This is a genomic window from Flagellimonas lutimaris (assembly GCF_051494225.1).
Classification (GTDB): domain Bacteria; phylum Bacteroidota; class Bacteroidia; order Flavobacteriales; family Flavobacteriaceae; genus Flagellimonas; species Flagellimonas lutimaris_A.
In genome coordinates this window covers 1,042,701-1,064,786 of sequence record NZ_JBNPYE010000001.1, presented here as the reverse complement: position 1 = coordinate 1,064,786, position 22,086 = coordinate 1,042,701, and the positions used below count along the sequence as shown (strand labels likewise).

Here is a 22,086-nt window from a genome sequence, read left to right as displayed (position 1 = left end):
AAGGGTCATTGTTGGATTCCCTCGTGCTCCAACCATTTTTGGGCATCTATCCGGTTTTCAAATTTCCAGAAGGCTTCATTTTTTGGGGTTGTCTTGGCCTCAAAACTTGTTTTGTCAAAACCATAAACTTCAGTAATTATCCGGTATTTTTCCTGCCAAATGTTTTTTGGAAGCGTTTGTTGGATGCTTGCACCCTTTATGGCTTGTGGATAGTATTTTTTGTGTCCATCCTCAAAAGCAAAGGTCCAGAGTTGATCTATGGAAATTTTTTGCTCGCTCCACAACTCGATCACTGCCCTGCCGATTTCTTCATGGCGTAAATGTCTGGTATATTCACCAGTGGGACTATGTGTGAGTACAAGGTCAAAATTCTGTTTGGGAACCAGTCTTAAAATGGCTTTCCTTACCACATTTTTGTCCAATGGTCTTTGCGCTGCACCATCATCCAGATCGCCCATGGCTCCCTTAGCTTCGTAAACTGAAAGGGCTTTTTTGAATTTTGGTCCACGATCGCGGTCCTTTTTTCTGCTTAGACAGGCAATGAACCAATAATGTGTAGGGTACATGAGTATGGTGCCCCCACACCATAAGGTCTCATCGTCTGGATGGGCAACAATCACCAAGATGTTCTTTTTCTCCATGGTTTTAAGTGTTTTCATAAAGCTTTTGGTTTTATTCCAATATGATATTACTCATACCCACTTTTAATAATGGTAGATATCATTTTAAAGCGCTCATTGGCTTTAATGGTATTTCTGGAGTGTGCAGGGATGATAATGGACTGGCCGGTTTCCAGAGTCTGTGAATTGTCATCGATCAAGATTTCGGCCCTGCCCTCGATGATTTGAATGAACGTATCGAAAGGCGATATTTTTTCTGTTAGGTTTTCGCCTGAATCAAAAGAGACGGCAGTGACATTCCCAGTGGTTTTTTTTATAATGGTCTTTATGACCACGGCATTGGGGACATATTCGATGATTTCGACGATAATAAAGACTTTTGATTTTTCGACATCTACATTTTCCATAGCTAAGATTTTATGGGAAGGAAGGAAGTGGGGCTTTTATTCCCTCCATTCAACCAGAATAAAGGTGCGGAATCTTTAAGGATAATGTATTATATGGGAAAGAGGAATAATTGCAGTTTTCCCACATTTATCGTGGGTTTGGGAGTTGGAGAAGTAAACCCTTTGTTACATACCGAAAAATTTGAAATGTTAATTTTACTTTTCCAAAGCAATCAAAGATCCTCTAGGTTTTTTAGACGCTTCTTTTTTAGTTTTTTATAGTATGATGGGGTTAGTCCCGTAATTTTTTTAAACTGGTTTGATAAATGGGAAACACTACTGTAATGCAATAAATAGGATATTTCCGTAAGGTTCAGTTCATCATAGAGCAAAAGTTCCTTTATTCTTTCTATTTTGTGCATAATGATGAACTGCTGAATGGTAATTCCCTTCACCTCGGAAAAGGTATTTGCCAAGTAGGTGTAGTCATAGCCTAATTTTTTGCTGATGTAATCGGAGTAGTTCACCTTGGGCAGTTCATCCGAATAATGGATCATTTCTATGATCAAGGACTTGATTTTTTCAATGATGATCTTCTTTTTGTCATCCAGAAGTTCTAGACCATATTTCTTAAGATTCTCACGTAACCGCTCTTTCTGTGAATCGGTGATATCTTCCAAGATTTCTATGGTTCCAAGATCTACATTGACAAAATGGAGGCCGAGCTTATTGAGTTCTTCCTTGACCACCATCTTGCAACGCAAACTCACCATGTATTTTATATATAGGAACATTGTTCTTGAATTAGTTGTTCTTGAGCAAGCGAAGCGAAATGGTCGTTGATAGGTGATTTATACAACTCTTTTTGGAAATTATGTAAACACCAGGATGGGATATATCCTTACCTTTTAATGATATGAAAAGTAAGATTGTACATTACAAAAGAAAAGATAATCAACTGTTGCAAGAGATTTTTGATCTGACCCTTTCCTTTCAAATGGAGTTCCCTGAAATATACGACAATTTACTGGAAACACCACTTTTTTTAAACTATGAAAACAAAGGAATATCAGAAAATGAATTTGAGGAGTATTACAAATTCCTCAAGGCACAGCTCCGTGTTTTAACGAAAGGAAAGACTATAACTTAAACGGCATGGATATTGGTCTAAACCTATGTTCATTTTGTTGTAGAAATTTATTCCAGACTAAATCAACCTATGATATATGCAAGATTTATAAGGATTTCTGTAGCGAACTCCCTAAATATAATTACCACCTTTATAATGTTCATTTCATCAAAAAATTAACAGTAACCATTATATACTATGAAAAAGAAAAATATTATACAACTAATCCCTTGGAAAATAAGATATTTCCTAAGACCGATATTTTATAACGGTACAAATGGAGCAGTCAAGATCGAGAAAACCAAAGACAAGGATTTTCCTTGGTTTGTATAGACAAGAGAGGCTTCGGGAAGCCACATTAATTTGGCAAAAAACTTTTCAGTTACACAAAATGCCGATTTAATTAATCAAGTAATCGTCCCTGATTTTATATCAGAGTCTCAAAAAAGGGCAGGAACTAAAAAACACTGCCCTTTTTAAACTTAAGTGCCAAACTGTAAAAGAGTGATGGCCTCCTTGATCACGACTTTTTAAAATCCAAAACGCAGGTTGTGGGCCAACAATGCCAATTCAAAACCCTTATGCGAAAATGTGCAATCTATTTCATTCTTTTTTTAGCAATGCTGTTGCTGGCCAGTTCATTACCATAAAACAACGATAATTTAAATAATACACCATGTCAAAAGAAAAAGAAGGTAAGCGAAAATCAGACAAGACAACTCCTTTAAAATCACCCAAAGAAAAAAAGGCGGCCAAAAAGGCAAAGCGGGATGCCAAAGATTGGTCTGAATAGAAATACCACAATCCTATCATAAACCATGCAGACAGGTGAATTTGAAGAATCCATCACATTTAATCTGGCGGATATACTGGAGTTCAATTCCAATGCTATATTGGTCAAAAACATAAGTGTCCAGGATAACTGTGTCGTACAGGCATTCGCATTTGATTTTGGCAAGGTGTTGTCCCATGATGAATCGCCCTATATTCGATTCGTCTATATCATTGAAGGAAAGGCCGAGGTCGTCATAAACGGTAATTCCACTTTTATGCAGAACGGGGATTCCATACTTATTCCAGCATTTGCTTCCAGTTCCATTGAAGCAAACCAAAGGTTCAAGATGTTATGCGTCACCATAAAAGATGAATGACCCCATAGACTTCATTGACACAAAATCAGATTCAATGAAAAGGAATATCATAATAAATAGATACAAAAAAGGAGATCTTGTTTGCGCAAAGGTAAGGCCATGTGTCGTGCTTGTCGTGCGGTTGTACGTCCGTAAGGTATACTACTGTGCCATCCCAAACAACCCTGGGGCGAATGAACTGGTTTATTATGATAGCGAACTTAAGCCCTACCCCTAGTTCCACCATATGGTTGAACAATCATATAAAATAACAATATCAAACATGAACATTGAATCCATAATTGCCAAGTTTGTTCTAATTCACTTTGTAGTGGGTATGATTCGAGGGGCTTATAGATATCAAATGATTAAAAAATACCAGTACAATTATTATGACCAATCCATAAAACTTATAGGCAGATTGGCACACAACTGGTTATATGGTACTTTTAATTCAACAACTCTTTTGATTTCAGTTTGTTTAACTATTTTGTTGTTCATCTCCTCCTTGCGATAATACGTATGTATGGACAATGGAAATGAACCGCTGTGTCCATTAGAAAAGAGGAAATGAAATATATTTAGAGGATTCTGTTGAGTGAAAATATATCTTACTTCTAGTTTGCAACAAAACACAATCTTATATGGCGTTCAATCATACCTAAATATCTCAGTAACCAATTTGTCAAATAATTTATAGTTAAATTTGTTGTCTACGAAGTGAGATTATAAAAGTGGTCTGTAATTCGGTTAGTCACAAAACATCAGCAAGGTAAAAGCCAGTAAAAATAAGGGGTAGCGAATGGAGTTCAAATCCTTCCGCGATCACCAGTAAATAAAGGGCCTTGAAGAGTTTTACTTTTCAAGGCCTATTTTTTTGCAAACAATTTGCAAACACCACTAATTTTAACACTTTTCAACTTTTATTGGCAAAGTTTGATGGTATTTGGAGTTCAAACACTTCTTTTGACTATCTATATCATCGTTTAGTATTTGTTCGCAGAAATATGGAGATAGAACCAACATTTTGGAGAAAGGAATTTGAGTTTTAAATCATATCTTTAATCTATGCTTTCAAGCATCATTTGTACGGCATGCTAATTTTGATTTGACTTTCCAAAAGTCCGTACCAAACAAAATGAAATTAAAAGGCAGCCTCACTTCAAACAGATTTAAAGGATATCCTTGGAAAGGTTTTGGGACGCTTGCAGCACGAAACGGGGTTTTGCTCCCTTTCCTTTTTAAGATAATTAGTTCAAGTGATGGTTCAGTTTCGGAATTTCTTGATTTCATGATGCTCAGCAAATAAATACCTTGCCCGTGCATATATTCATTCAAACATTACGTATATACATTAATAACGGTCCGCCCCTAAGAAAATCACGGTTTTATTTCCTGACGGAGATTAAAAACCCGTATTTTGTTTTTAAGTCAAGCCTTTCAACCCACCAGAAAATGAATGTTCTATCCTTAGTAAACGTTGTGCTTTTTTAATTATGTATTTCTTGTTCAAAGCAGCCAACATAAGGATTAATGGAGTTACGTTGACTTTTCGGAATCAAAACTCTCCTATTCATATTTTAATGCTCTTTGTTTTGCTGATCACAGGCACCGCAAATGCCCAGAACAGTAAAATTGATAGTCTTAAAAAGGAATTGTCACTTCATACCAAAAAAGACACAACTAGAGTGAATCTTTTAAACGCACTGGCCTTTTCCCATTTTAGTAGCGACATAGCAAAATCCCTTGAATATTTAGGAGAGGCAGAAACTATAGCTGAATCCATCGATTTTAAGAAAGGAAAGGGCAGAAGCATTTATATTAGAGGAATTACCGAGGCCATACAATCTAATTTTGACCAAGCACTTCGTCACTATAATGAGGCGTTGAAATTATACATAAATATTGATTTCAAACAAGGAGTCGCCAACTGTAACAATGCTATTGCCATAACTTATAAAAATAAAGGGGATTTAAGAAAATCAATAACGTATCTTAAAAAAGCCATCAGTATAGAAGAAGAAATTGGTGGCAAAAACCTTTCTGCCGCCCTAATCAATTTAGGGTCTGTATATCAGTATCTAGGTGAGTTTGATAAAGCTGTCCTACCTTTAAAAAAAGCTCTTTCTATTGCTAAAGTTGATGATAATGAACAACGGGTTGCTTATAGTTTAAATAATTTAGGTACCGTTTACACGGATCAGGGCAATTACCCACTTGCGCTAGAGCACTATAGAGAGTCTTTGTACATTAATGAAAAGCTTAGCGATAGCTTAGGTATAGCCAACAACCTTCTCAATATGGGGCAAATTTATAAGACTCAGAAAAACTATAACAAGGCTATGAATTGCTATGAAAGGTCTTTGGAAATCAACAAGCGGATCAATAGTAAGCAAGGGGTTTCCGCATTGCTGAATGATATAGGTATAATATATGAGGAAAATGGAGACTACGGAAGTGCACTAGACCACTATGTTGATGCATTGGACATAAGTAAACAGATTGGAGTAAAAAGTGATGTACCGTATATTCTAAATAATATTGGCGGGGTTTATCTTACGTTGGAAGATTATGTCGCAGCAAATCAAAATTTTACCGAATCAAAGAAAATCAGTGAAGAAGTTGAAAGTAAGGAAGCTTTATGTGGCGCCTACATTGGACTTGCAAAATCAGATGCCGGACAGAATAATTACAATAGAGCTCTTGACAATGCGCTAAAAGCACAAAAAATTTCGAAAACATACGGTTTTTTGGATTATCAAAAAGAAGCTCTGGAGATTCTTTCCAGGATTTATAAAGCCACTGGCAACTACAAGTATGCACTCCAAAGCTATCAGGAATTCAAAATGTTGAACGACAGTCTGTTCAATAAAGAGAATATTGAAAAAATAGCCCAGATTGAATATGAATATAAGTACAAACAGGCACTTGATTCCGCCAATATCCGGGAACTCAAACTTACGAAGACCGTTCTGGCGACTTCCCAGGATCTGGCTCGCTCAAACCAAAACCTTCTATGGGCCGTTATAGGCATTTTATTGATATCCATCCTATTGGGTTCGATGATTTTTTATCAAAAGTTCCGTAATATCAAGGTCAAGAACCATAACATTATCACGGAGCAAAAACTATTGCGATCGCAAATGAACCCTCACTTTGTATTTAATTCCTTATCTGTTTTGCAAGGAATGATCCTAAACCAGGAAGAAAAAAAATCAGCTCAATATCTGTCTAAATTCTCAAGGTTATTACGCATAACCTTGGAGAATTCTAGGGACAAAATGGTCTTACTTTCACAAGAACTAACCGCCGTTGAAAACTATATGGCGCTTCAAAATTTGGAAAATGACTCCTATGAATTCTCCATTGCCATAGATGAAGGCATTGATGGCTCTTTGTTCAAAATACCTCCAATGCTTATCCAACCGTTTATTGAGAATGCCATAGAACATGCTTTTGTAAATCAAAAAGAGGAGCGAAAAATCGAGATGCACCTCAAATATTTGGAAGGAGAATTGATATGCCTTATAAAGGATAATGGTATTGGCATCAATTCCCAAAAGAAGAACAATGGTAACGACAAAAAATCATTGGCAACTCAAATAACCTCGGAGCGATTACATATATTATCATCATATTTTAAAATGAAAGGATCGGTCACCATCGAAGACAGGACCAAATACAATGAAAAGGGTACGATGGTAACTTTAGTGGTGCCTTATAAGAAACTTGAGACCGCATGAAAGCATTATTGGTCGAAGACAAAGTATATATCAGAAAGGGCCTGCTCCATTTACTACAATCGATGGAAACCGATGTAGAGGTGATAGGGGAATGTGGGTCGGTAAAGGAAGCGGTTGTGGTCGCCAATGCCTGTAGACCAAATCTGGTTTTTTTGGACATCAACCTAATTGATGGTACAGGTTTTGATTTTTTGGACCAGACCGGACATCTGGATTTCAAGGTCATCTTTATCACCGCTTATGAAGAATACGCCCTAAGAGCCCTAAAGATCGGGGCCGTTGATTATTTATTAAAGCCAGTGGATGTTGAAGAACTGCAATTGGCCTTGGAAAAGGTTAAAAATTTGCCCTCTGGTGAACAGAGGAAACGGATAAAAACAGCAAAACAAGTCTGGTACAAAAATGATTCTACCTTGGTGTTATCGCTAAGTGATAGTTTTCAGGTGATAGATCTGCAAGAATTGTTGTTCTGCGAATCCGATAAAGGCTACACCTCTTTCCACTTGGCCAACGGTAAAAAATATATAGTGTCCAAACCCCTAAAGGAATATGAGGAGCAACTGCAAAAAGTGAACTTTACCAGACCTCACCAATCTTTTATGGTAAACCTGAAATTCATAGATAAATATGATAAATCGGGCATTATTTTTTTGAATAACGGAAAAAAGATACCTGTTTCTTCCCGAAAGAAAGAGGCTTTTATAGCCACCTTTCTCAAATACAATAGTCTCTAGGATATACCCATACAAACGCTTTTTCCATACCATTTCGGCATTTTGCCAAATGCACATACACATTTAAACCCAACGAATATATGTTGGTGCTTCACGAATATCTATTGTCTATTTTCTAGGTAATTGACTTATCGCAACTTTAACCTGCGAAAACCATTTCTTGCTTAAGGTTACCTACAAAAAATTGTTCTTTTCAATGGGCGATTCTTGGTCTGACGTGGTTTGAACCAAAATTTTTATTAGAAACAACAAACCCAAAATCATGTCCAAAAAAAACAAACTAAGTTATTTATTTCTATTGACGGTTTTGCTACTGACCCTTGGCTGTAGCAATGACGATGATACAAGTATTGAGGTCAACTTACAAAATCTGGAAGTAACCATCGATGAAAACCCTGCCAATGGCGAAATTATTGGAACCATACAAACCGATGGAGGCGAAGCATTGAATTTAAGCATCGCTTCCCAAACACCTTCTGGTGCCTTGACCATTGATTCTGATTCTGGTGAGTTGACAGTGGCCGATGCCTTGTTGTTCGATTTTGAATCCAACCCCACCATTACGGCAACGGTTACTGCAGAAAATGCAGAAAATACAGTAACGGTAACAATCAACCTTAACAATGTAAATGAGGTGTCCGCTCAAGGCTTTGAAACCACAATTGATGAAAACCCCACAGAAGGACAAGTCTTAGGAACTATACAAGCCAGTGGAGGTGCTTCAGGTTTTAGTATTACAGGCCAGTCCCCAAGTGGAGCCTTGGAAATTGATTCAAGCTCGGGTGAACTAATTGTGGTAGATGCTACTTTGTTCGATTACGAAACCAATCCAACAATTACCGCCACCGTTTCCATTGTAGATGCCGATAGCCCAGTAACGGTAACCGTTAATCTTAATAACGTTATTGAAATAACAGTGCAAGACTTAACAGTTGATATTGACGAAAACCCTACAGATGGCCAAATTATAGGGACCATACAAGTAAATGGAAGTGGTACATTAAGTTTCTCCATTACGTCCCAAACACCAACAGGCGCCTTAAGTATAGATGCCGGGACAGGAGAATTGTCGGTCATTGATCCCAATCTGTTCGATTATGAGACCAATCCTGTAATTACCGCAACTATTTTGGTTGATGATGGCGCAGAAACGGCCACGGCTACGGCAACCATCAATCTAAATGATGTTGACGAAGTAGCCGCCCAAAATACGAACTTGACCCTTGATGAAAACCCATCCAATGGCGATGTTGTTGGAGCCTTACAAGCAAGTGGTTCCAATTTGTCCTATGCCATTACGTTTCAGAATCCTGCAGGTGCCTTTACGATAGACCAAAATACGGGCGAATTGTCCGTAGCGGATGAAACCCTTTTCGATTTTGAAACCAACCCCAATATGTTGGCGACCATTTCCGTAAGCAACGGTACGCAATCAGTTTCTGCCAATGCCTTTGTTGCTCTTAACGATGTAAACGAAATCGGGGAGTACAAATATGGCGGTGTCATTTTTTGGATGAACCCTACCGGGGATGAAGGTTTGGTAATAGCGCTTACGAACCAATCCAGCAGTTCCACTTGGGGATGCTCAGGTGTTTTAACTGGATCGGCAGGAGCTACCATAGGTACAGGAGAAACAAATACCACTGCCATCATTTCCGCTGGATGTGCAACTCCAGGAACTGCAGCTGAGCTTGTTTCCAACTTGAGCTTAAATGGTTATGATGACTGGTTTTTGCCAAGTTCTGATGAATTGATCGAAGTATATAACAACTTGTCTATTATTCAGCCTGTAATCCTTTCCAATGGAGGTGATGACTTCTTGTCATCATATTGGAGTTCTACCGAGAATGATGCATACAATGCTGATTTTATTGTATTCTCGCCCCCAGGTGCCGGTACAGCATATTCTTTTAGTAAAACAAGTGCTGCTGCAACAAGAGCTATAAGGGCTTGGACAGATTTTTAGAAATCCAAACAGATGAGTTCAAACACCTTTGGCATACTTTGCTGAAGGTGTTGTTTTAAAAGCAATAACCAATTAGGCATGACCTGGAATATACCAATAATACCGTGAACATAAACAACACCTATTATCCGCCACTAAACCCTAAGAAATCATCCACAAGACAAGATGAAAAATGGGACGAAGCATTAGCCCTTTTTAATGATAAACAGTATGACAAGGTAGTCCCTACGCTATTGGATTATGCCGGAAATCATCTTTGTGATAAAAAAAAGGGTGACGCCTATGAAATACCCCATGGTTCGGTAGTGGTGTCCATTGCCCAAACAGCGGATGAGCTGTTGGTCAAATGCCCTTTTTTGAACATAGAAAATGCCAAAAAGGTACCCATGATGCGCAAATTGGCGGAACTGCGCATGTATCCGCTTAATCTGACCAACGTGGTCTTGGACGATCATTTGGTGTTTTTCACTTTTTCATGCCCAATATCCCTTTGTGAACCGTACAAAATCTATGGGGTCCTTAGGGAGATCTGCTATTATGCCGATAGCTATGACGACGAGTTTATAGAAAAGTTTGGGGCAGCTCACATCCAAGAGCCAAAAACAACCCCTTTCCCAGAAAATAGTAAACAAGAAGCTTACGACAACTATCTAAAAATTTTGGAAGATGGCCTGCAACGTTTTGACCAGTACATGGAAAAACGGCATGGAAACAACGCATGGTACACTTTGAACATCACCTTGAAAAAGATAGAATTTCATGCAGAACCCCAGGGGTATTTGCGTACCCTTTTGGAAAAGTCGGTAGACGGACTTTTTGATGGTAGGCTGCCTTTTCATGACCGGTTGCTGAATGGAAAATCGGCCTTGGAAAAATTGAAAGAACTGCCAAAGGAGCAATTCATGGCCAACCTCTATCAGATAGAAACCTTTATCCCCTATAAATACAGCGGAAAAAAGGAAAACATTCGGGAAAATTGGCAAGAAAACTATGAAGAGGCGCAGGAAATGATGGCCAATTCAAGATTCGAGGATGCTTCTAATCTCATACAGTCCTGTTTTTATAATTTGTTCTATTACAATTTGCTGCATGCTGACATCAGTACACCTATCACCGATGCCTTGCGTCAGGCAAGTGGGCTGGATTGGAGCCAAGCGGCCCCCATCCTCTTAAAGGGCATGCAAGCCATTATGGAAGATACGTTTATGGGTGCCGATTACGGGATGGACCTTTCCAAACTCATGGGCGAACAAATGCAGCAATCCATGGCGGCCATGCAAGAGATCATGGCCAATTTTAAAACCAATTAAGCAAGGGATTATGGAAAACATAGAAAGTTCGGTATTCAAGATAAATACTGCAAACGGCACGGGTACCGGTTTTTACCATAAAGAAAATGACCTGGTCATCACCAATTACCACGTTGTGGCGGGTTGCCACACCGTAAGCCTGGAAGGAAAAGATAAAAATAGGTATTTGACCCAAGTGCTTTATGTAAATCCAGGAAAGGATATTGCATTTTTAAGAGTTGAAAACCTTCCAAAACCTATGGATACGGTGATCGTTGACCATGATACGGAATCTCGATCTAGGGACAAAGTGATTGTCTTGGGGTATCCTTATGGTATGCCGTTCACGGTGACCGAAGGTATCGTTTCAAACCCGCGTCAAAGCATTGGAGGCAGCTATTACATTCAGACAGATGCCGCCATCAATCCAGGAAATAGTGGCGGGCCTGTCATCAATGAAAAAGGGGAGTTGATAGGTATCGTAACTTCTAAATTTTCTGATGCCGATAACATGGGTTTTGCCATTCCCATGGAGACCCTTCGGGAAGAATTACAGATTGCGGGCGAACTATCCAATACGTTTACCCTAGGTTGCTCCAATTGTGGAGGGCTGATGGAAGAAAAGACCGATTATTGCCCGAATTGTGGTACCAACGTAGACGAAAAACTATTTGAGGAAATGGTACTATCGGACTTTAGTCTAAAGGTAGAGGAGGCCATAACTAGATTGAACATCAATCCCGTTTTGGCCAGATCTGGCAGGGAGCGTTGGTATTTTCATCAGGGCAGTGCGGAGATACGAATGTTTGTTTATGACAACAATTACCTGTTCGCCACTTCGCCTCTAAACGATTTGCCCCGTAAAAATCTGGCAGATATTTATGAGTATATCCTAACCGCGGATATGGGCCCGCACAGGCTTTCCATTTCCGACAACCAGATTTACCTCTCCTATCGCATCCATATTAGCGATTTGTATTCTGAAAATAAAGATGAGATACAAGAATGTCTCGCCCAACTTGCCACCAAAGCAGATGAACTGGACAATACATTTGTGAACGATTTTGGGGCGGAAATGACGCATTATAGCAAATAGAATCCGGAGGCATACTCGGTGATGACGAATACTAGTTAAGTATCCATATATAACGTAAAAATAAAAAGAAGTAGAACAATCCCATGTTGACGTTTGCCCAAATACTATTTAGCGCATCGGCTATTTTTTGTCTGCTGATATTGGTGCTTTTGGCCTTGTCAAAAAGGAAATCAATTACCGTGACCCTGCTTGTAGTGGCTGGACTTTTCCTTGCGGCAGCATCATTTTATGCTTTTTCGGAGTATTCGGCCTATCAAAATAGAAAGGAACGATACGCCATTCAAGAAATGTCCGTTTTGGAAACACCTGATGATAATGGTCCCACGGAAAAAGAGCTGAACGCTTTTATATACTTTCAAGAATATCGAAATGTTTTGCACGGTTACGAAGCTTTCCTATTGAATATGGGCGCGAACGCTTTGGATGTGGTTTCCTATAAAAACACGATACGGGATGAAATAATGGCCCGTTTGGAAAGCCAAGAATATGGGGAAACCTATTGGAACACCGTTTTGAACATTACGTTTGAATATGACTGGAATACCAAAGATTTCCACAGGTCGAATTATGGGGCGTTGTATGTGGTGCCTGCCGTATATGAATACGACGATTTTGATGGAAATTATGGCGATTTGAACGATACGGAGAACTATGCCTTTTTTGAACGCATGAGCCAGCTATTGTACATAGGCCAAAAGATCAAATCGTTTGACCGATCAGCAGAAAACATTGGCAAGCTATGGAATCACAACAAATCCTATATCTATACTTTTTTCTCGAAAAAGAAATACGACCAGCTCTGCAAACAAGTTGTGGATGATTTAATAGAAGTACACGACACCATAACGGCAACACCAAACTATATGGAATTTTATAGAATGTACGATGTTTCGGATGAGGTTTTCCTCGATTTTCCATCGTTGGAGTATACCCGTTCTTTCGAGTATTCATGGCCATTCAGTTTTTGGGACCGTCGTTTTACCGAAAACAATGCGGCTGAGGTGTATGGTATTTTAAAGGAAGTTCAAAATCATTACAAAGATTGAAATGAAAAAAGTAGTTGTCATCTTGTTGGTTTTTGCTCTTGGGTCGGTAGGTGTGGCCTATTATTTTTCCTCGGAATCGCTCAAGTTGATTGAAATGAAGCAGGAAGGCGATTATCTCAACGAAGTACTTCAAGAGAACAAAATGATTGCAGCTGAATCTGCAAGGGAAGAGTTGCTTTATGGCAATACCATGAGCTATCAATCCATAGATTTCACCAAAACCGAGTATGCCATCATCAATCCGTGTCTAAAGGAATTTCAGACTAGTGAAAAATTGGATGCCTTGTGTGTAAATGAAATAGTGGATGTGGTGGTCGATGATTTTGGAGAGGAAGGTTTTATTAAGGCGGTAATCGGTTCCAGTATTGACTATACCAATCTTGTTTTTAATTCTACATTCTTAGATAATCTGTTTGACAAAAATGCCTCGTTGGCCAATAGACTAACCCTTGGTTTTTTGAATAGGTACCGTAACCCGGAACAGTTACAACAAGCATTCAACAAGTATAAGCAGGATATCTTTAATAATACTCCTAAAAGTCTGTATCAAAACGTATTTAAAAATCAGGTGGAGGAATTGTTGTCCGCCCACGAAGAAATATCGGGGCAAAACAATAAGGAAGCCTTTTTTGAAGACCTCTACTTTAAAGCGGATACGCGATACTTACATGGCCAATATTGGAAGTATACCTTTTGGAAACGTAGGGAAATAGAAAAAAACGATGGGGTCGTTTTCACCATCCTAACCGAAATACAACACTATTATCAGTAAGCGATAAACAACGTAATGGGAATCATCCTCATCCTCTTTCTGCTCTTATTGTTGGCCGGCCTGGTTTTTCTGGGCAAGGTGCTTATCAAATGGATTTTGCGGAATAAAATAAGGCTAAGGGTATTTTTAATGGTGCTTGCGATCGGTATCCTTTCGGTGGGCATCAACCACTTCTTTTTTAAGCATATGCGGTTCATTCAGTCAAACGTATATCCCAATTTGTATTTGGTAAAATACCCTGATAAAGATTATTCCATAGTGGAAAAGGCAATCCAAGAAAAAATAAAGGAACACCTGAACACCGAACATAAAGAGGGGAAAGCACTTGCTTATCGCAGGGAAAACGGCATCTATTTTTATGAATACGGCGGCATGACCTTTGGTTTTGTTGGCGATGCCGGTACGGGCTACTTTATAGACCATGAAGAAGACCTTGGTGGGTTCGTAACCGAAGAATTGGGCATGTATCCAGATTACAAGTTGGCCGAGGTTTATTATAATCCATGCCCGCAGGATTCCACCTTGCTTTGTGGGGAAATCAATTATTTCAATGAAGGGGAACTTATACGGGTCGATAGCCTAAATAGGGTTTCGGCTGGTGTTTATCCTAATAATAAAGGTTTAAAATGAAGCTTCTTGTCGTATGTGTAGTGCTGTTGTTGATGTCTTGCCTTAAGGATTTGGCCGATGCAGATGTATTGGATAAGCTAAAAGGGATGCCTGATGAAGTTGAAGGAGACCGTGTATGCACCAAAGAAATGCTATAGATGCACCTGTTAAAACACATATTGACTTACTTGTTATGGACAGTCTTGTCATTGCTTATAGGCATTGGGTACATGCGTGTGGTTTGGCGTTTGGTTTTAGGTCCCGATGCGGTAAGCGAAGAGGGATGGGGATATCTGTGGTATCTTTTTTTTGCGGTTGGAACAATCCAGGTAGGACTATGGGTTGGGGCCGTCATTGCAATATGCTTTGTAGTGTTGGATGTTTTTTACTTAAGAAAGAAACTAAAAAACAACCCGAAAAAGACGGTTATCCGTTTGGCGGTACTGCTGATCATTACAGTACTCGTAGCCATAGTACATTATTTACTTGAAAAGGTCATTGATGTGATATAAATAAAAGAGATAAAATGAAATACATACACCTAACGGCCCTCTTGATTTTCATCGCTTGTGGCCAAAACAAAAAACAAGAACCCCCACATAGGGCACAAGATGCTGATGAAAATGTAGTAGATGCCGTAGCCGAAGAAGTGCCCAAAAAAATGGACACACGGAAATTTAGTGATGTGATGGACGGTATCAAGGAAAAACAGCTACCACTAATCGACACCACAAATTTTGACAGATTTATCGATGAAGCGGATCGTAAAGCGTTTGATGCCCAAATTTTAAGTATCGAAAAAGTATACCCGGATTTCTACGCTGAAGCATCGAAATATCAACCCATGGACTTGTACAAAGTTCAATTGTCATCAAAATTTTATACCGTGGTGATGACCTTCAGAAAGGGGGATTTTGAAATGGAATCCACATTGGTCAATTATGATCTGGAGGGTAATATGATCGACCATCAATTAATTGCCTATGATGAAATAGCAGAAGGTTCGTCTAGGGTGGAGTCCAAAATAAGTGAGAACAAGATTTTATCGAACCGTATTTTTTGGACAGAAAAAAAGGAGATTGAACAAGAGGAGTACAGGATTAAGAGCGATGGGAAAATAGAAGCCTCAAATTCCAAAACACTTAGTAAAACCCTTAAGGATTATACGCTCATCTTATCTGTTTTGAATGAACTTGGCCTCAATCTTTTGATGGTCAAGACCAATTTGGTCGCATCCAAGGTAAGTCCCCAGGACCCCAATGAGGTCATCATAGCAATCCCTGAAATCGTGGACGAGGGGGAACACTACTTTGAGCTTAACAGCCATATCGTTATTGCGGATAGCCGTTCAGGAAAAATAAAGTACAAGTACTTTGAAAGTTTCCAAACCAACGAATGGGTATCCGATGCGGTAGAACTTCGGGAAATTAAGATAGATACGGCTCCTTACCAGGTTTTAAACGAAAAAAGGGCTTTTGGGATTCGGGTGTATTATTTAGGATTGTCCAGGCCCAACCCCTATGAGAACGAAACCCTATCCCTTTTTGTAAAATCTGGAAATAAACTACAAAAAATCCTGGGCAATTATAGTGTTATGGATTATGGCGGCGAATGGGATACCGATTGTTGGGGGGAATTTGTTCGCAACGAAAAAATACTCTTCCTGTCAAAAAAACAGACCATGGGCTGGTTTGATATTTTGGTAAAAAACAAGATCACCGAAACCAAAGACGATGTGGATGAAAATGGGGAATGCATTTCAAATGAAACCATTTCAACTGAAACCTCGGTGTTGAAATTCAATGGAGAGGAATACAAAGCGGATAAAACTTGAGTATGAAAATCATTGTTATCATCAGTTGCATTGGGGCACTTATGGGCCTTATGGCCATTATGGCCAACAACCAAATCATTGCCAGGAAAAACCAAGTGGCTCAAGCCTTTGGCAGTATTGAGATCTATCTTAAAAAACGATTCGATCTGATCCCAAACCTTGTGGCCATGCTGAACAAGTATATTGCGCATGAAAAAGAAGTTCTGGTGAAAGTGACCCAACTGCGCAGTCAGGTAAGTACGGCCATGGAACCGAAAGAAAAGATTCAGGCTTCCAATGAATTGACAAAGATTATGGGGGGGCTTGACCTAAACGTGGAAAATTACCCCAACCTAAAGGCAGATACGCAATTTTTGGACCTTCAGAATCAACTTACCGATATCGAGGACCATATTTCTGCAGCACGGAGGGCCTATAATGCGGCCGTCACGGTTTATAACAACAAAATTCAAATGTTCCCGATCAACCTGATGGCGCAATTACGAAAGGATAAAGCCGCCGTATTGCTGGAAATACCCGAAGCGGAACAGAAAGAAATCAATATCAATCAACTTTTAAATCCATAAAAACATGCAAATGTTCGAAAATCTACCTTGGTACAGTTACATCATACTTTTAGTGGCCGTCGGCTCTTACGTATTTCGTTATTTTAAAATCGGAAAAAAGGAATACGATGCCCCGGATATGACCGAGGCAAAATTTAGAAAATCGTCAGACAGTACACTCGATCAAGAACAATTATTCGCCCTGGCGTTTTATACGCCCATAGCCGAATGGTGGGAGGCCAACACGAATACCCTTTCATTTTTAACCGCCAAAAAAGTTAAGCCCTATCTGGAAGGTTGGGGCATGGATACGCCAGCGGGCTATTGGAGTTTGGCCGAGTATTTTATGAAGGATGGTCGGCGGTGGTACTTTGATTTTATCCAAACAATGATTGAAAAGGAACCTCAAGAGCAATGGGAGCGAATAATGGAACAAAAATTTGAGAACAATGAGCGGGCTCATCGTTATTTGGAGTGGTTGAGTTCTGGGAAAACCTTAAACATCCTAAAGCAAAAAGGCATTCTCACCTTCGATTCTGAATTGGAGCTTGGGGTGGCCGGTTATGATGCGGCCATGTTGGTCGGCCAGGCACGCAAAGCTTATACGGGCAATCTTATTTCTGAAGAAGAAGCATGGAAGGTCATCAATTTTGCCAAAGGATTGGCGTTGGAGTATTTTTCCTCTTGGGAAGACTTTGGAAAAAGTTTTATCATTGGGTTTGCCTTGGATATGAAAGCCGATTACAACACCTATAAAGAGGAAGTATACCACCTCTATAAACAAGTGCAAGAAAACCCCAACAGTCCTTGGAATACGATTGACTGGCCACGGTAAGACTATGCAGCACAACATACAAAAAGCATATAGCGAAACCAGCGGGGCGCTCAACGAGCTATACAAAAAGAGAAAGCGCACCCTGGTTTTTCAAAAAATAATGTGGGGCGTTACGGGTGTATACGTTTTGTTGATGGCGTTGCTATTGCTCGGCAATTATTTTCCACCCTTGAAGATAGGTTTTCGGTCCGTTATGAAACCATTTTTGCCCGCCCAAGACGATCCTTATGCGAATGTCTATCCCATCATAGGGCTGTTGGTGTTGCTTTATCCGACTACTTTTCTTTTTACCAGAGCTTTTCAAAAGTTTAAACAGCGGGAAAAGGAGACTATTGCCAAAATGGTTAGAACATTATTTCCAAAGGTGGAATTTACCCAAGGTGCCGTCCCTCCTATAAAAGAAGTCATCCATAGCAAATTATTTGCATGGGTAAAGAAAGACACTCCCATATATAATTTTGGACAGATAAGGGGAAGAACCAACGATACAATCATTAACATAGCGGATATCGGGGTTGTAGAACAAAATGTACCCAGCAAGGTAACTGGAGGTTTAATGCATGTTCCCATCCTGAACATGTTGGTGGTCTTATATGAATATGTTTTCAAGAATGTGTTTTCAAATACATCGGCGGACAATCAATATTTCACCTACCGAGGGATGTTTTGTTGGCTACATTTTAAAAAGAAACTGGATGGCCATACCGTGGTTTTGCCCAATAATCAAATGGCTGTATTGGATAGATTGGCGAGTTTTAACTTCAAGGAAGAACATAAAATACACATGGAAGACCCAAGATTTACAGATAAATTTGTGGTGTACGGCACAGATCAAGTGGAAGCCCGTTATGTTTTGTCTTCTTCGCTAATGGAACGAATAGTTGCCCTAAAAGAAAAATTTGCCCGTCCCATATTTTTATCATTTCAGGATAGGCAACTGTATTTGTCGGTCGTGAATGATAATGGGCTGTTTTCGTTTTCTTCGGGAAAACTGGAAAAAATCGAGATAATAGAGGAGTTGGTTAGGGAAATCGAAACAGCCTTGGAAATTTCTGAAGAACTAAAGTTGTAGATGGTACATTCATTCAATAAGATGATTTTTCCTTAGCATAAACTGATTCTATTTAGGATTTAGTTAAAAGGGCTAATTATTTTTTTGTAAAACATCCATAAATTTTACTTCTTAATGTACCGTTTTGTGGACAGTTCAGAATTCGATTAAATGGTTTCAGAAACAATATTAATTAATCCCTCTCCCTCATAAGTCTTGACAATGTTTCTGGCCTCATTGCTAAAAATGAGGCCAAATATTTTTTTGGAATCCTGTCAACTATTTCTGGTTTACTGTTTGTTATAAAATAGTCCAACCGTTTGCTAGCATTGGGAATCCTGGCCAAATATACTCTATGCTCGGCCAAGATATAGTAATCTTCAAGCAGTATACGGTTTATTTGAATCATTTCGGGGAAATGGTCCAAACAGTGTTTATAATCTTTGTATTCTAAATAATCACAAGAGGTATTTTCCAGACTTTGTATGTATTCCTGGCTTACTTCATTTCTAAAAAAGCCGGTAATAGAGGTGAAAACTTCATTTTCACTGTCCACCCATGTCGTTATTTCGGAGGATTCACTTTCAAAATACCCACGAACCATACCCTTTTTGATTAGATAAAGCTTATTGCAAACCTCTCCAGCTTTACTAATGATTTCGTTTTTATCGAATGAACAGCTCTTAATATTCTTGATTAAAAATTCTTTGAGGTTAGGACTTATAGGATGAATGGAATTGAGAAAATCAACAATGAACAGGTTTTTCTCGGTATTCTCGCTAGAAAGCATTTATAAAGTCGGTTTGGTTTAAAAAAATTATTTATACGCAAAAATAGTACAATGTATTGGACGTAAATTTTCTTTTAGAATTAATAAATGTATGTTAAAAAAAAGCTCCCTTTATTAGGGAGCTTTTTAAAATTGAGTGCTTATTTGTAATTTTTTACTCTGGCATCATCGATTATACCGTGCCAGTTAAGCCCAAATGCAAAATCGTATGTATTCCCATCAGCATCCGTATAGGGTTCCATATCTCTAGGGACATCTTCAAACTGGAGTTCTACGGTTTTCATATCCTTTGGCATTTGAAACGGCAAAAGGGCGGAGGGTTCCTCTTTCCCTGATAGGATGTCCATCAATGCTTGGTCCTGTACTCCCATTTGTACTAAAATCGCATCGGAAGAAGGTTCAATTTCTGCAAAAATCATGGGTTTGGACACTTTTACCACAACAATAACAGGTTTATCTCCCATTTTTCTTTTGGTGTCTGTGACCAAAGCCATATCAGCAATGTTGGAGGACGTGGTTGTTTTTCCTTTATAGGAACGATTGGTGGCCTCCTCTAATGGATTTCCCGATGCTAGGCTAGTTTCTCTAGCATCCGTTGCGGTATATGTACCATATTGTAGACTGATGGGCACATAACCATTGCCTCCTTTTTCTTTATCATTTACATCATAACCGACACCACCATTGGGATTTTCAATACCCACTAGAGCAAAATCGGCCTCCGAAGGGTATTCAACAACATCGTAATATTTTCCGACCACATCCATATTGAAAGGATATTCGGTGCGTTCTGGCGTTTCTATGCCAAACCAATTTCGACTCGATGCAATAAAGCGTTGAGGGACATAAACTTTCTTTTTGACCTCTATAGGCAATGTTTTGGCTTGGTTCTTCAGCATAACAATCGACTTAAGTTGTGCATTGTAACCAGCGGTCATAAAATCGGCATTACCTACAATTTGTTCGGACTCTGATACATCCAAATATGGATTTTCGAACAATCCGGTTCGGAAAATATTTTTAAGTAATCGTACTGCCGAGGTTTCAAACCGTTGACGCATATATTCTTCACCGTGCTCTTCCACGCCCATTTGATATGCTTCGATAACGGGACCCATTTCGTTGTTGCCACCAAATTGATCGCATCCAGCTTCTATTATTTTATAATGACGTTCAGCCACACTTAAATCTTCGACCCCCCATGGTTTCCCCTGAAACTCATAAACCGTTGCTGCATCTCGTGTAATTCCCCAATCCGTGCAAACCACACCATCGTAACCATATTTGCCTCTAAGGAGGTCAGTGATTAAATATTTGTTGTACGAGTTGCCTACATTTTCTCCATTTTTAGAGTCCTGCTTATAGGAAATGGTATAATAGGGCATAACTGCCGCTGCCATTTTTGTTGGTCCATCTAAATTAAAGGCTCCTTCGGTAAATGGTTTTAAATGGTCTTTTAAATTGTTTCCAGGGTATACTGCATAGGATCCATACCCAAAATGGGCATCACGACCACCTTCTTCGGGTCCACCTCCAGGCCAATGTTTTACCATGGCGTTTACACTTTGATTGCCCCAATCACCATTTTCTGAAGCTTGAAAGCCCTCGACATATGCACGCGCCATATCCGCAGCGAGTTTCGGGTCTTCGCCCATGGTACCATCAAAACGTGACCATCTTGGTTCTGTGGCCAAATCAATTTGTGGTGAAAGTGCCGTGGCTATACCCAAAGCTCGGTATTCCTTGGAGGCAATATCGCCAAATTGTTGCATGATCGCAGGGTCAAAACTGGCAGTTATGCCCAACGTACTTGGCCACATGGATATTTGCCCTCCCGCTCCTGCATTAAATTCTGCATAGGAGTCACTTCCATGTCTTGGGTCGGAACTTGTATTCACAGGAATTCCCATTCCAATACCCTCTACCATGTTTTGGGCATTGTTGTTCCATTGTGCGGCAATTCCAGGTGTCTCAACACTCGTAATCAGTACATGCCTAAGATTATCATCTTGAAGGAATTTTTTTTGCGCATCCGAAAGGTCGCTTGGTTTTGCGCCACTTTCAGCATAAGGCTTCCCATTGTACGTCACAGGCCCAAAAAAACTGTTACCACCTCCGGGAATGGATTGGTGGGCACTGTAGAGCATTAAACCGGCGATTTGTTCCACACTCATTTTTGATGCAAGATCGGAAGCACGTTCGTCCACGGATAATCTCCAATCTTCGTAGGGATCCAAAGTGCCATTTTTATTCAGGTCTTTAAAAGCCAGTTGGTCATCTGTAAGAATGGATACTCCCGAATTTGGGCTATACCCCAAGGTTTCCCCATTTTCATTGTGTACTAGGTTAAAACCATCTTTCTGTTCTTCTGTGAACTTTGGTGAACATCCCACCACGAGTATGGCCAGGAACATACTGGCAAGTTTTATTCGATGTTGTAAAGTATGCATAATATATTGTTTAGTTGTTTATGTGATGATCAAAGGCAAGCTAATGACTTGCACTAAGAAA

21 protein-coding genes are annotated in these 22,086 nt (G+C 39.4%); 16 read left to right on the top strand and 5 right to left on the bottom strand.

Translation table 11 applies throughout. The features are described 5' to 3' along the window. Positions 1–5 precede the first annotated feature (5 nt). From ACQQ5U_RS04730 to ACQQ5U_RS04720, 3 genes are all read right to left on the bottom strand, one after another. Positions 6–659, bottom strand: coding sequence for a PIG-L deacetylase family protein (locus ACQQ5U_RS04730; RefSeq protein WP_437395799.1), 654 nt, complete (start codon positions 657–659; stop codon positions 6–8). Between the two features lie 29 nt (positions 660–688). Then, a complete protein-coding gene (locus ACQQ5U_RS04725) occupies positions 689–1,027 on the bottom strand; it encodes a cupin domain-containing protein (protein ID WP_437395798.1) in 339 nt (112 codons plus the stop codon). A gap of 212 nt (positions 1,028–1,239) precedes the next feature. Beyond that, entirely contained in the window at positions 1,240–1,800 is a 561-nt protein-coding gene (locus ACQQ5U_RS04720) for a helix-turn-helix domain-containing protein (protein ID WP_437395797.1), read from the bottom strand. A gap of 122 nt (positions 1,801–1,922) precedes the next feature. On the opposite strand from ACQQ5U_RS04720, the gene ACQQ5U_RS04715 reads away from it, so the two are divergent. The 16 genes from ACQQ5U_RS04715 to ACQQ5U_RS04640 all read left to right on the top strand — a co-directional run bounded on the left by ACQQ5U_RS04715 (position 1,923) and on the right by ACQQ5U_RS04640 (position 18,806). Continuing rightward, a complete protein-coding gene (locus tag ACQQ5U_RS04715) occupies positions 1,923–2,156 on the top strand; it encodes a hypothetical protein (protein WP_437395796.1) in 234 nt (77 codons plus the stop codon). Between the two features lie 797 nt (positions 2,157–2,953). Continuing rightward, positions 2,954–3,286 carry a cupin domain-containing protein gene (locus tag ACQQ5U_RS04710; protein WP_437395795.1) on the top strand — a complete coding sequence of 111 codons (333 nt, stop codon included), beginning with the start codon at positions 2,954–2,956 and terminating at the stop codon, positions 3,284–3,286. Between the two features lie 1,562 nt (positions 3,287–4,848). Continuing rightward, positions 4,849–7,008, top strand: a complete 2,160-nt coding sequence (locus ACQQ5U_RS04705; protein ID WP_437395794.1) for a tetratricopeptide repeat protein — start codon at positions 4,849–4,851, stop codon at positions 7,006–7,008. Continuing rightward, positions 7,005–7,742, top strand: a complete 738-nt coding sequence (locus ACQQ5U_RS04700) for a LytR/AlgR family response regulator transcription factor (protein WP_437395793.1) — start codon at positions 7,005–7,007, stop codon at positions 7,740–7,742. Before ACQQ5U_RS04705 ends, ACQQ5U_RS04700 begins: the two co-directional genes overlap by 4 nt. Before the next feature lie 262 nt (positions 7,743–8,004). Then, on the top strand, positions 8,005–9,708 hold the full coding sequence (locus ACQQ5U_RS04695; RefSeq protein WP_437395792.1) for a hypothetical protein: 1,704 nt from the start codon (positions 8,005–8,007) through the stop codon (positions 9,706–9,708). Positions 9,709–9,812: 104 nt separating this feature from the next. Continuing rightward, positions 9,813–11,018 (top strand): hypothetical protein, encoded by a 1,206-nt coding sequence (locus ACQQ5U_RS04690; protein ID WP_437395791.1) that lies wholly within the window; start codon positions 9,813–9,815, stop codon positions 11,016–11,018. 10 nt (positions 11,019–11,028) lie between these two features. Beyond that, on the top strand, positions 11,029–12,093 hold the full coding sequence (locus ACQQ5U_RS04685) for a trypsin-like peptidase domain-containing protein (RefSeq protein WP_437395790.1): 1,065 nt from the start codon (positions 11,029–11,031) through the stop codon (positions 12,091–12,093). An 83-nt stretch (positions 12,094–12,176) separates the two neighbouring features. Beyond that, positions 12,177–13,139 carry a hypothetical protein gene (locus ACQQ5U_RS04680; protein ID WP_437395789.1) on the top strand — a complete coding sequence of 321 codons (963 nt, stop codon included), beginning with the start codon at positions 12,177–12,179 and terminating at the stop codon, positions 13,137–13,139. A 1-nt stretch (position 13,140) separates the two neighbouring features. Next, entirely contained in the window at positions 13,141–13,911 is a 771-nt protein-coding gene (locus tag ACQQ5U_RS04675; RefSeq protein WP_437395788.1) for a hypothetical protein, read from the top strand. A 15-nt stretch (positions 13,912–13,926) separates the two neighbouring features. After that, positions 13,927–14,541: a hypothetical protein gene (locus ACQQ5U_RS04670; RefSeq protein ID WP_437395787.1), complete on the top strand. Its 615-nt coding sequence runs from the start codon at positions 13,927–13,929 to the stop codon at positions 14,539–14,541. Then, positions 14,538–14,678 (top strand): hypothetical protein, encoded by a 141-nt coding sequence (locus ACQQ5U_RS04665; protein ID WP_437395786.1) that lies wholly within the window; start codon positions 14,538–14,540, stop codon positions 14,676–14,678. Before ACQQ5U_RS04670 ends, ACQQ5U_RS04665 begins: the two co-directional genes overlap by 4 nt. Then, positions 14,679–15,032 carry a hypothetical protein gene (locus ACQQ5U_RS04660; protein ID WP_437395785.1) on the top strand — a complete coding sequence of 118 codons (354 nt, stop codon included), beginning with the start codon at positions 14,679–14,681 and terminating at the stop codon, positions 15,030–15,032. Between the two features lie 14 nt (positions 15,033–15,046). Continuing rightward, on the top strand, positions 15,047–16,354 hold the full coding sequence (locus ACQQ5U_RS04655; RefSeq protein ID WP_437395784.1) for a hypothetical protein: 1,308 nt from the start codon (positions 15,047–15,049) through the stop codon (positions 16,352–16,354). A gap of 2 nt (positions 16,355–16,356) precedes the next feature. Further along, positions 16,357–16,920, top strand: a complete 564-nt coding sequence (locus tag ACQQ5U_RS04650; protein ID WP_437395783.1) for a LemA family protein — start codon at positions 16,357–16,359, stop codon at positions 16,918–16,920. 10 nt (positions 16,921–16,930) lie between these two features. Beyond that, positions 16,931–17,734: a DUF1266 domain-containing protein gene (locus tag ACQQ5U_RS04645; protein WP_437395782.1), complete on the top strand. Its 804-nt coding sequence runs from the start codon at positions 16,931–16,933 to the stop codon at positions 17,732–17,734. 4 nt (positions 17,735–17,738) lie between these two features. After that, positions 17,739–18,806: a DUF3137 domain-containing protein gene (locus ACQQ5U_RS04640; RefSeq protein ID WP_437395781.1), complete on the top strand. Its 1,068-nt coding sequence runs from the start codon at positions 17,739–17,741 to the stop codon at positions 18,804–18,806. Positions 18,807–18,978: 172 nt separating this feature from the next. On the opposite strand, the gene ACQQ5U_RS04635 is transcribed toward ACQQ5U_RS04640, so the two are convergent. Both ACQQ5U_RS04635 and ACQQ5U_RS04630 read right to left on the bottom strand, forming a co-directional pair. Further along, positions 18,979–19,575, bottom strand: coding sequence for a Crp/Fnr family transcriptional regulator (locus tag ACQQ5U_RS04635; RefSeq protein WP_437395780.1), 597 nt, complete (start codon positions 19,573–19,575; stop codon positions 18,979–18,981). Between the two features lie 140 nt (positions 19,576–19,715). Beyond that, on the bottom strand, positions 19,716–22,025 hold the full coding sequence (locus ACQQ5U_RS04630; protein WP_437395779.1) for a glycoside hydrolase family 3 N-terminal domain-containing protein: 2,310 nt from the start codon (positions 22,023–22,025) through the stop codon (positions 19,716–19,718). Positions 22,026–22,086 lie beyond the last annotated feature (61 nt).

Bases quoted from the DNA above. Each gene is read 5' to 3' on its own strand.
- ACQQ5U_RS04695 (WP_437395792.1), top strand. From the start codon at position 8,005: ATGTCCAAAAAAAACAAACTAAGTTATTTATTTCTATTGACGGTTTTG.
- ACQQ5U_RS04700 (WP_437395793.1), top strand. From the start codon at position 7,005: ATGAAAGCATTATTGGTCGAAGACAAAGTATATATCAGAAAGGGCCTG.
- ACQQ5U_RS04665 (WP_437395786.1), top strand. From the start codon at position 14,538: ATGAAGCTTCTTGTCGTATGTGTAGTGCTGTTGTTGATGTCTTGCCTT.
- ACQQ5U_RS04705 (WP_437395794.1), top strand. From the start codon at position 4,849: ATGCTCTTTGTTTTGCTGATCACAGGCACCGCAAATGCCCAGAACAGT.
- ACQQ5U_RS04635 (WP_437395780.1), bottom strand. From the start codon at position 19,575: ATGCTTTCTAGCGAGAATACCGAGAAAAACCTGTTCATTGTTGATTTT.
- ACQQ5U_RS04685 (WP_437395790.1), top strand. From the start codon at position 11,029: ATGGAAAACATAGAAAGTTCGGTATTCAAGATAAATACTGCAAACGGC.
- ACQQ5U_RS04730 (WP_437395799.1), bottom strand. From the start codon at position 659: ATGAAAACACTTAAAACCATGGAGAAAAAGAACATCTTGGTGATTGTT.
- ACQQ5U_RS04640 (WP_437395781.1), top strand. From the start codon at position 17,739: ATGCAGCACAACATACAAAAAGCATATAGCGAAACCAGCGGGGCGCTC.
- ACQQ5U_RS04675 (WP_437395788.1), top strand. From the start codon at position 13,141: ATGAAAAAAGTAGTTGTCATCTTGTTGGTTTTTGCTCTTGGGTCGGTA.
- ACQQ5U_RS04725 (WP_437395798.1), bottom strand. From the start codon at position 1,027: ATGGAAAATGTAGATGTCGAAAAATCAAAAGTCTTTATTATCGTCGAA.
- ACQQ5U_RS04680 (WP_437395789.1), top strand. From the start codon at position 12,177: ATGTTGACGTTTGCCCAAATACTATTTAGCGCATCGGCTATTTTTTGT.
- ACQQ5U_RS04660 (WP_437395785.1), top strand. From the start codon at position 14,679: ATGCACCTGTTAAAACACATATTGACTTACTTGTTATGGACAGTCTTG.
- ACQQ5U_RS04670 (WP_437395787.1), top strand. From the start codon at position 13,927: ATGGGAATCATCCTCATCCTCTTTCTGCTCTTATTGTTGGCCGGCCTG.
- ACQQ5U_RS04715 (WP_437395796.1), top strand. From the start codon at position 1,923: ATGAAAAGTAAGATTGTACATTACAAAAGAAAAGATAATCAACTGTTG.
- ACQQ5U_RS04710 (WP_437395795.1), top strand. From the start codon at position 2,954: ATGCAGACAGGTGAATTTGAAGAATCCATCACATTTAATCTGGCGGAT.
- ACQQ5U_RS04630 (WP_437395779.1), bottom strand. From the start codon at position 22,025: ATGCATACTTTACAACATCGAATAAAACTTGCCAGTATGTTCCTGGCC.
- ACQQ5U_RS04645 (WP_437395782.1), top strand. From the start codon at position 16,931: ATGTTCGAAAATCTACCTTGGTACAGTTACATCATACTTTTAGTGGCC.
- ACQQ5U_RS04655 (WP_437395784.1), top strand. From the start codon at position 15,047: ATGAAATACATACACCTAACGGCCCTCTTGATTTTCATCGCTTGTGGC.
- ACQQ5U_RS04720 (WP_437395797.1), bottom strand. From the start codon at position 1,800: ATGTTCCTATATATAAAATACATGGTGAGTTTGCGTTGCAAGATGGTG.
- ACQQ5U_RS04650 (WP_437395783.1), top strand. From the start codon at position 16,357: ATGAAAATCATTGTTATCATCAGTTGCATTGGGGCACTTATGGGCCTT.